7 protein-coding genes and 2 pseudogenes are annotated in these 7,212 nt (G+C 71.3%); 4 read left to right on the top strand and 5 right to left on the bottom strand.

Going from position 1 to position 7,212, the window contains the following annotated elements; all coding sequences use genetic code 11:
- Positions 1 to 95: 95 nt before the first annotated feature.
- Positions 96 to 1,922 (bottom strand): annotated as a pseudogene (locus tag ACWDN5_RS45755) (cobalamin-dependent protein); the annotation flags it as partial.
- Between the two features lie 138 nt (positions 1,923 to 2,060).
- On the opposite strand from ACWDN5_RS45755, the gene ACWDN5_RS45750 reads away from it, so the two are divergent.
- The 4 genes from ACWDN5_RS45750 (at position 2,061) to ACWDN5_RS45735 (ending at position 4,254) form a co-directional block, all read left to right on the top strand.
- Entirely contained in the window at positions 2,061 to 2,387 is a 327-nt protein-coding gene (locus ACWDN5_RS45750; RefSeq protein WP_310974788.1) for an ArsR/SmtB family transcription factor, read from the top strand.
- Positions 2,380 to 2,820, top strand: a complete 441-nt coding sequence (locus ACWDN5_RS45745) for an SRPBCC family protein (protein ID WP_310974787.1) — start codon at positions 2,380 to 2,382, stop codon at positions 2,818 to 2,820. Before ACWDN5_RS45750 ends, ACWDN5_RS45745 begins: the two co-directional genes overlap by 8 nt.
- Positions 2,817 to 3,467 (top strand): DUF899 domain-containing protein, encoded by a 651-nt coding sequence (locus ACWDN5_RS45740; RefSeq protein WP_449680676.1) that lies wholly within the window; start codon positions 2,817 to 2,819, stop codon positions 3,465 to 3,467. Before ACWDN5_RS45745 ends, ACWDN5_RS45740 begins: the two co-directional genes overlap by 4 nt.
- Positions 3,468 to 3,693: 226 nt before the next feature.
- Entirely contained in the window at positions 3,694 to 4,254 is a 561-nt protein-coding gene (locus ACWDN5_RS45735; RefSeq protein ID WP_310974785.1) for a dihydrofolate reductase family protein, read from the top strand.
- A 39-nt stretch (positions 4,255 to 4,293) separates the two neighbouring features.
- Here the strand turns inward: ACWDN5_RS45735 and ACWDN5_RS45730 are convergent, their stop codons facing one another.
- From ACWDN5_RS45730 to ACWDN5_RS45715, 4 genes and pseudogenes are all read right to left on the bottom strand, one after another.
- A complete protein-coding gene (locus ACWDN5_RS45730) occupies positions 4,294 to 4,905 on the bottom strand; it encodes a GTP-binding protein (protein WP_033261921.1) in 612 nt (203 codons plus the stop codon).
- A complete protein-coding gene (locus ACWDN5_RS45725) occupies positions 4,886 to 5,602 on the bottom strand; it encodes a DUF742 domain-containing protein (protein ID WP_310974784.1) in 717 nt (238 codons plus the stop codon). The genes ACWDN5_RS45730 and ACWDN5_RS45725 overlap by 20 nt, the downstream gene beginning before the upstream one ends.
- Before the next feature lie 7 nt (positions 5,603 to 5,609).
- Positions 5,610 to 6,062: a roadblock/LC7 domain-containing protein gene (locus tag ACWDN5_RS45720; RefSeq protein WP_004561253.1), complete on the bottom strand. Its 453-nt coding sequence runs from the start codon at positions 6,060 to 6,062 to the stop codon at positions 5,610 to 5,612.
- A pseudogene (locus ACWDN5_RS45715) lies at positions 6,059 to 7,212 on the bottom strand (nitrate- and nitrite sensing domain-containing protein); the annotation flags it as partial. The gene ACWDN5_RS45720 and the pseudogene ACWDN5_RS45715, both read right to left, overlap by 4 nt.

The following is a 7,212-nucleotide window of genomic DNA, read 5'->3' as shown; positions in this document are numbered from 1 at the left end:
TGGTGTTCAGCTGAACGTCAGCTACCGGTGGCCGGTTCACCTGATGACGGGGTTCGCCTATCTCGGGTACCGAGAGGGCTCGCTACCGGTGACGGCGTCGACAGCCGCTTGGCTTCCGAGTCGGCCGACAGCAGCTTGAAGCGGCGGTTGGTGCGGAAGGCGTCACCCTCGCCGGCGAACATCCGCGCCGGGTCCTCGCCGTCGCGCTTGAACGGGAAAACGCCCGCGGTGTAGGGGAAGTAGCCCGGCAGGTTCTCGCGGCGCAGGAACGACAGCAGCTCGCCGGACTCGGCGTACCGCGGCAGGGCGACGCGCGGGATCCGGTTGCCCGACAGCGTGTCGCGCCACAGCTGCGTGCGCAGCTCCTTGTCGCGGATCTTGACGACCAGCTCGTCCTGGCGGTATTCCTCGGCCAGCTCGCGGAACCGCGCGAGGAGCTTTGCCGACTCGCCGTCCACATCGGACTCGGCGGCGGCGAGGAGGCCGTCCAGCGCGTCGGTCGACGCGTCGACCTTGGCCAGTTCCGCACGCGCGGTCGAGAGGGCCTCGTGCTTGCGGATCGCGGCGACCTGCGCCTGCGTCTTCGCGTGGTAACCGCGCACGGTCTCGGAGATCTCGGCCAGGTACCGGGCCCGGTTTCCCGGGATGATCGTCGAGGCGTCGGTCGACACCTTGCCTTCGACCTTCGGCAGCGTTCCCGCGGACACGCCGAGGCCTCGCTCGGCGAGCATCCCGCGCAGGTGCTGGTAGAGCGCGGTGACGCCGTCGTCGTTGAACTTCGCCGCGCTCGTGCCGTACACCGGCATGTCCTCCGGGCCCTCCGAGAAGGCTTCGCGGTTGCGCACCAGCTGGCGCGCGACGTCGCGGCGGGCGTCCTCGGCGCCGCGGCGCTCGAACTTGTTGATCGCGACGACGTCGGCGAAGTCGAGCATGTCGATCTTCTCCAGCTGCGACGCGGCGCCGAACTCCGGCGTCATCACGTACAGCGACTCGTCCACGAAGTCGACGATGCCCGCGTCGCCCTGGCCGATGCCCGGCGTCTCGACGATCACCAGGTCGAACCCGGCGGCCTTGCAGGCCAGTATCGACTCGCTCAGCCCGGCCGGGATCTCCCCCGACGTCGTGCGCGTGGCCAGCGAGCGGAAGTACACCGGGGAGCCGTCGAGGCAGTTCATCCGGATGCGGTCGCCGAGCAGCGCGCCGCCGCCCTTGCGCCGCGACGGGTCGACGGCGAGCACCGCGATCCGCAGCTTGTCCTCCTGGTCGAGGCGGAAGCGGCGGATCAGCTCGTCGGTGAGCGACGACTTGCCCGAGCCGCCGGTGCCGGTGATGCCGAGCACCGGGACCTCGCGCTTGCCGGCGGCCTCGGTGATGCCACTCAGCAGGTCACCAGGTAGCTTTTCGGCCTGCAGCTGGGTGATGGCCCGCGATAGCGCGGCGACGTCCCCGGAGAGCACCTTGTCCAGCGCGGGCGCTTCGGCCGCGAGGTCGACGTCGCAGGCCTTGATCATCATGTTGATCATGCCCGGCAGACCCATCTCGTAGCCGTCTTCGGGCGAGAAGATGCGGGCGACACCGCGCGAGTGCAGCAGCTCGATCTCCTCGCGCACGATCACCCCGCCCCCGCCGCCGAAGACCTTGATGTGGCCCGCGCCGCGCTCGCGGAGGAGTTCGACCAGGTAGGAGAAGTACTCGACGTGCCCGCCCTGGTAAGCCGAGATGGCGACCCCCTGGACGTCCTCGGCGATGGCCGCGGTGGCGACCTCGTCGACCGACCGGTTGTGGCCGAGGTGGACCACCTCCGCACCCTGGGACTGCAGGATCCGCCGCATGATGTTGATCGACGCGTCGTGGCCGTCGAAGAGGCTCGACGCGGTCACGAAGCGGACGGGGTGCACGGGGCGGTACAGCTCGCTGCTCATCCCTCCAAAATACTTTGACTTCCTACTATTGGAAACCCGAGGACCCGTGACGCGGATCTCACGACACCCCGGGAGAACCTTGACTTCCGCGAGCTCGGGCCTATATTTAACGAGTACGTTAATTAACAAGGTGGTGAAATGACTGACACGCTGAGCCGGACGTTCTCGGCTCTCGCCGATCCGACCCGGCGCGCCATCCTCGCCCGCCTCTCGGCCGGCGAGGCGACGGTGAACGAGCTCGCCGAGCCGCTCCCGATGACCCTGCCCGCGGTGTCCCGGCACCTGAAGGTGCTCGAGGAGGCCGGGCTGATCACCCGGGGCCGCACCCGTCAGTGGCGGCCCTGCCGGCTGGAGGCCAAACCCCTGGAGGACGTGGCCGACTGGGTCGCGACCTACCGCCGATTCTGGGAGGGCGGGTTCGACCGCCTCGAGGACCACCTGAGGAGGCTGACCGGCGATGCCTGACCTCACCATCACGCGCGTGTTCGACGCCCCGCGCGAGCTCGTCTTCGCCGCGTGGACCGACCCGGACCAGCTGGCGAGCTGGCTCGGCCCGCACGGCTACACCGGCTCCGCCGTCACCCTCGCGACCCGGCCGGGCGGCGCCTGGCGGGCGTGCATCCGCTCCCCCGAGGGCGACGAGCACTGGATGCGCGGCGTCTACCGCGAGATCACCGCCCCCGAACGGCTCGTGTTCACCTTCGCCTGGGACACCGAAGGCGACCTGCGCACCGAGACGCTCGTGACGATCGGCTTCGCCGACCTCGGCGGCAAGACCGAGATGACGTTCGTCCAGACCGGCTTCCCGACCACCGCCGACCGCGACGGCCACGACGAGGGCTGGACCTCCAGCTTCGAAGACCTGACCGGCTTCATCCGCAGAAAGGACGTTCGATGACCGCCACCCTGCCCCGGATCGTCTCGCCGGAGGACTGGCAGGCCGCGCGCGACGCGCTGCTCGTCAAGGAGAAGGAGCTCATGAAGGCGGCGGACCACCTCGCCGCCGAACGCCGGCGGCTGCCGATGGTGCCCTTCACCAAGCCGTACGCGTTCGAGTCGGCGTCGGGGAAGCAGAGCCTGCTCGACCTGTTCGACGGGCGCCGCCAGCTGATCGTCTACCACTTCATGCTGCACCCGGGCGACGAGGCGGGCTGCCCCGGCTGCTCGCTGGTCGTCGACAACCTGCCGCACCTGGCCCACCTGCACGCCCGCGACGTCACGCTGAAGGTCGTCGCGCCGGCGACCCTGGCGGAGATCGAGCGGTACAAGACCCGGATGGGCTGGAACGTGCCGTGGGTGTCCGCGCACGGCAGCGACTTCACCGAGGACTGCGGCGTCGGAAGGGGCTTCGGCGTCAGCGTGTTCCTGCGTGACGGCGACGACGTGTACCGGACGTACTTCACCAGCGGCCGGGGCGGCGAGATGTTCCTCGCTTCGCACCGGTACTTGGATGTGACGCCGCTCGGCCGCCAGGAAGCGTGGGAGGAGGAGAGCCGCGGCGACGACGGTCCCGGCTCCTGGTGGCGACGGCACGACGAGTACTGACGGGCTGGGGCCGCGAGCCGCTTCCGACCCGCGTTGCTCGCGGTGACCTGGGCGAAGTGGGGTCACCGCCGAGGACCGGACGGGGCAGCGGGGCGCCGCCGCGCGCACGCGGCCAAGCTCGCAAGGCGCCGCCACGACGAGTACTGAAAACTTTCTCCGCGCCCGTGTCCGGTCCGCGTCCGCGACTCCGACCTCCTCCCGTCAGACCCACCAGGAGGAGATGGAAATGCGCGAGATCGTCTACATGGTCCACACTTCGCTCGACGGCTGCGTCGAGGGCCCGAACGGCGAGTTCGACTGGCCCGTCATGGGTCCCGAGCTGTCCGCCTACTCGCGGGGGCTGAGCTCGCGCTGCGGTGAGTTCGCCTACGGGCGGAAGGTCTGGGACATGATGTCCGCGTACTGGCCGGCCGCCGAGTCGATCTCGGACGACCCGCACGACCTCGCCTTCGCGCCCGTGTGGCGGGAGACGCCGAAGGTCGTCTTCTCGCGGACGCTGGAGAAGGCGGACTGGAACACGCGGGTCGTCGGCGGGGACCTGACCGAAGCGGTCGCGTCCCTGAAGGCCGAGCCCGGCGAGGACCTGCTGCTCATGGGCGGCGCGGAGCTGGCCGCCGAGCTCACCGCGCGCGGCCTGATCGACGAGTACCAGATCTTCGTGCACCCGGTCGTTCTCGGCGGCGGCAAGCGGCCGTTCGCCGAGAGCACCGCGCGGCTCGGTCTCACCCTGGCTCAGTCGCGCATGTTCGACGACGAGGTCGTGCTGCTGCGCTACCGCCGGGCGTGAGCGGCGCCGGGCCCGGGGCACTCCCGGGCCCCGCCGGCCTCAGCGCGCGTTGGCCGCCCGCAGCGCGATCCACTGCCGCATGGCGTACTCGACCAGCGTGATCAGCGTCTGCTTGGTCGACTCGCGGTCCCGGGCGTCACAGCGGACGATCGGGATGTTCGGGTCGATCGACAGGGCCTCGCGGACGTCGTTGATGTCGTGCTCCAGCACGCCGTCGAACGTGTTGATGCCGACGATGTACGGCAGCCCGCGGTCCTCGAAGAAGTCGATCGGCGCGAACGAGTCGGCCAGCCGGCGCGTGTCGGCCAGCACCACCGCGCCGATGGCGCCGCGGACCAGGTCGTCCCACATGAACCAGAACCGCTGCTGCCCGGGCGTGCCGAACAGGTAGAGGATCAGGTCCGCGTCCAGCGACACGCGGCCGAAGTCCATCGCCACGGTCGTCGTCGACTTGCCCGGCGTGTGGTCGAGGTTGTCGACGCCCACGCTGGCGTCGGTCATCATCGCCTCGGTGGTCAGCGGCACGATCTCCGACACCGACCCGACGAAGGTCGTCTTCCCCGCGCCGAAGCCGCCGGCCACCACGATCTTGGCCGAGGTCATGGTCGGGGGCGCGGTGTCCCGCGGTGCCTTATAGCCGACGGAGTCCACTCAAAACCCTTTCCATCAACACCAGATGTGCCTCGGCGCCGTCATTGCCCGTAATCGTCTTGTGCACCGTGACCAGCCCCGCGTCGGCCGCGTCGCTGATCAGCACCCGGGCCACGCCCAGAGGCACCCGCAGCGCCGACACGATCTCGGCGACCGAACGGGGGGTCCGGCACTCTTCCATGATCGAGATGCACTCGATCTGCTCCGCGGCCACTTCGGGGAAGCCACCGGTGGCAGCGTAGTCCTTCGCGGAGATCAGTGTCTCCAGCTCCAGGGCGTAATTGGCCTTGGTGCGGCCGCCGGTCAGCGCGTAGGGCCGGACGATGGCCGTCAGTTCCTCGGGCGCGGGCGGCTGCTCGAACACCGCGGGCATGACGAATTCGCCGCTGGGCGGCCCCGGGTCGAACAAACCGCCTGGTCTGGGGCTGTCCCCGTCGGTACTGCCGGGTGGCGAGACTAAAGAGGTCACACGATCTCCTTGGTCGGCCGACGGCGCGGACGCCGGCGGATCCGCGGCCGCGTGCGCACCGGCGGCCGGGGGTTGCGGGGACTCCTTGCTCTTCTTGCGCTTCCGGCGGGCACGGCCGGAATCCAGCGTGAACCCGTTGAGGACGTCGGCGAACGTGCCGTCGTCCCCACGCCCGGCGGGGCTGCGCCCCTCGGGTGGTTCGCCGTCGAATCCGGACCCCGTGCTCATCGCGCCATCATCCCACCGGTTCGCCGATCAGCGACCCCCCGGAGCCCTGAAGCTGGGCGCGCAGCTCCGGGGTGAGGATCTGGCCGACGCGGTCGACGAGCATGGTCATCTCGTAGGCGACCTGGCCGATGTCGCAGTTGGGGGCGGCGAGGACGGCGAGGCAGGACCCGTCGCTGATCGACATCAGCACCATGATCCCGAGCTCCATCTCGACGACGGTCTCGTTGACCGCGCCGGCTTCGAAGCACCGGGCGGCGCCCTGGGTGAGGCTGACCAGGCCGGACGCGACGGCGGCGAGCTGGTCGGCCCGGTCGAGCGGGAGCCGGTTCGACGCGGTCAGCAGCAAGCCGTCCGCCGAGACGACCACGGCGTGGGCCACGCCGGGCACCCGCTCCGCGAAGTCGTTGACCAGCCAGCCGAACTGGTTCTGCGTCGGCTGAGCGCTACTCGGCGAGGTCATTCACCCTCCAAGGTCTCGTGGTTGTTCTCGGCCGCCTGTGCGGTGCGGTGGCGTCCGCGCTCGATGCCCTGCTGGAAGCTCCGCAGGCGGCCGCGCACGTCGTGTGCGTCCCGTTGTGGTCGGGGGGCCGTGGCCCCGGTGGACGGTCCGGCACTGCCCGGGAGCAGCTGCTCCCCGCGACGGCGCCGGGGCAATCCTGCCGAAGTGAAGGTGGAGGGTGTCGACTGGGACACCGCTTGCACCGCGCGCCAGCCGTCATCGGTGCCGAAGTTCCACTCGGCGGTGGCTTCGACGGCGGTCTCTTCGCGGCGCGGAGCGGGGGTCTCCGGCGCCTTCCGGCTGGGCAGCGAGGCCGGCGGAACGGCGGGACGGCCGTTGGCGACCGGCAGCTGCCCGGACTCCTGGAAGACGCCGGGGTGCCGGGTGCCGGGCTGCGGGAGGGGAACGGACCGCTGCGGGAGCGCACCGGGCTTCGCGGGCCGGCTCGGCTGCGGGAGGGCCGGCTTGGGGGTGGGTTGCGGCAGCGCGCCCGAGGTCGCCGGTGGCTCTTCGGCGGGCGGCTGGGTGCCGGTCGCGAAGATGTCGCCTTGCAGTTTCGGTTCGGACGCCCCGGCCGGCGGTGCCGCGGGCCGGCCCGGCTGCGGAGTGGTTTGACCGGCGGGGCCGGGCTGGCCCTCGTCGGTTGAATCCGCCGCGGAGTCGGGGACCGGCTGCCCGAACGCCTCGGGAGCCTGCGCCGAACCCGCTGGCTGCTGCCCGGCCGTCTCCGGCGTGTGCTGCGCGGCCGCCGAACCGGCCGCCTGCTGGACCTGCCCGGTTGCCTGCTGGCCCGACCCCGCGCCCAGCCCGGCCGCCAGCGCCGAACCCTGCGCGGCCGCGGAACCCGCCGCCTGCTGCCCGAACACCTCCGGAGCAGCCTGCGTCGAGGCCGCCGCCTGCTGCGCGACCGTCTCCGGCGTGTGCTGCGCCGACCCCGCGCCCAGCCCGGCCGCCAGCGCCGAACCTTGCGCGGCCGCCTCCGGCGTGTGCTGCGCCGACCCGGCATCCGGCCCAGCCGGCTGCGCCGACCCCTGCGCGGCCGCCGGACCGGTTACCTGCTGCGCCGACCCCGCGCCCAGCCCGGCCGCCAGCGCCGAACCTTGCGCGGCCG

The sequence above is a fragment of the Amycolatopsis sp. NPDC003731 genome (assembly GCF_053586895.1).
Note: the sequence above shows the minus strand (reverse complement) of the source record. Positions and strands in the feature narration are given on the sequence as shown.

Coding starts and splice junctions, on each gene's coding strand:
- ACWDN5_RS45750 (WP_310974788.1), top strand. CDS start 2,061: ATGACTGACACGCTGAGCCGGACGTTCTCGGCTCTCGCCGATCCGACC.
- ACWDN5_RS45745 (WP_310974787.1), top strand. CDS start 2,380: ATGCCTGACCTCACCATCACGCGCGTGTTCGACGCCCCGCGCGAGCTC.
- ACWDN5_RS45740 (WP_449680676.1), top strand. CDS start 2,817: ATGACCGCCACCCTGCCCCGGATCGTCTCGCCGGAGGACTGGCAGGCC.
- ACWDN5_RS45735 (WP_310974785.1), top strand. CDS start 3,694: ATGCGCGAGATCGTCTACATGGTCCACACTTCGCTCGACGGCTGCGTC.
- ACWDN5_RS45725 (WP_310974784.1), bottom strand. CDS start 5,602: ATGAGCACGGGGTCCGGATTCGACGGCGAACCACCCGAGGGGCGCAGC.
- ACWDN5_RS45720 (WP_004561253.1), bottom strand. CDS start 6,062: ATGACCTCGCCGAGTAGCGCTCAGCCGACGCAGAACCAGTTCGGCTGG.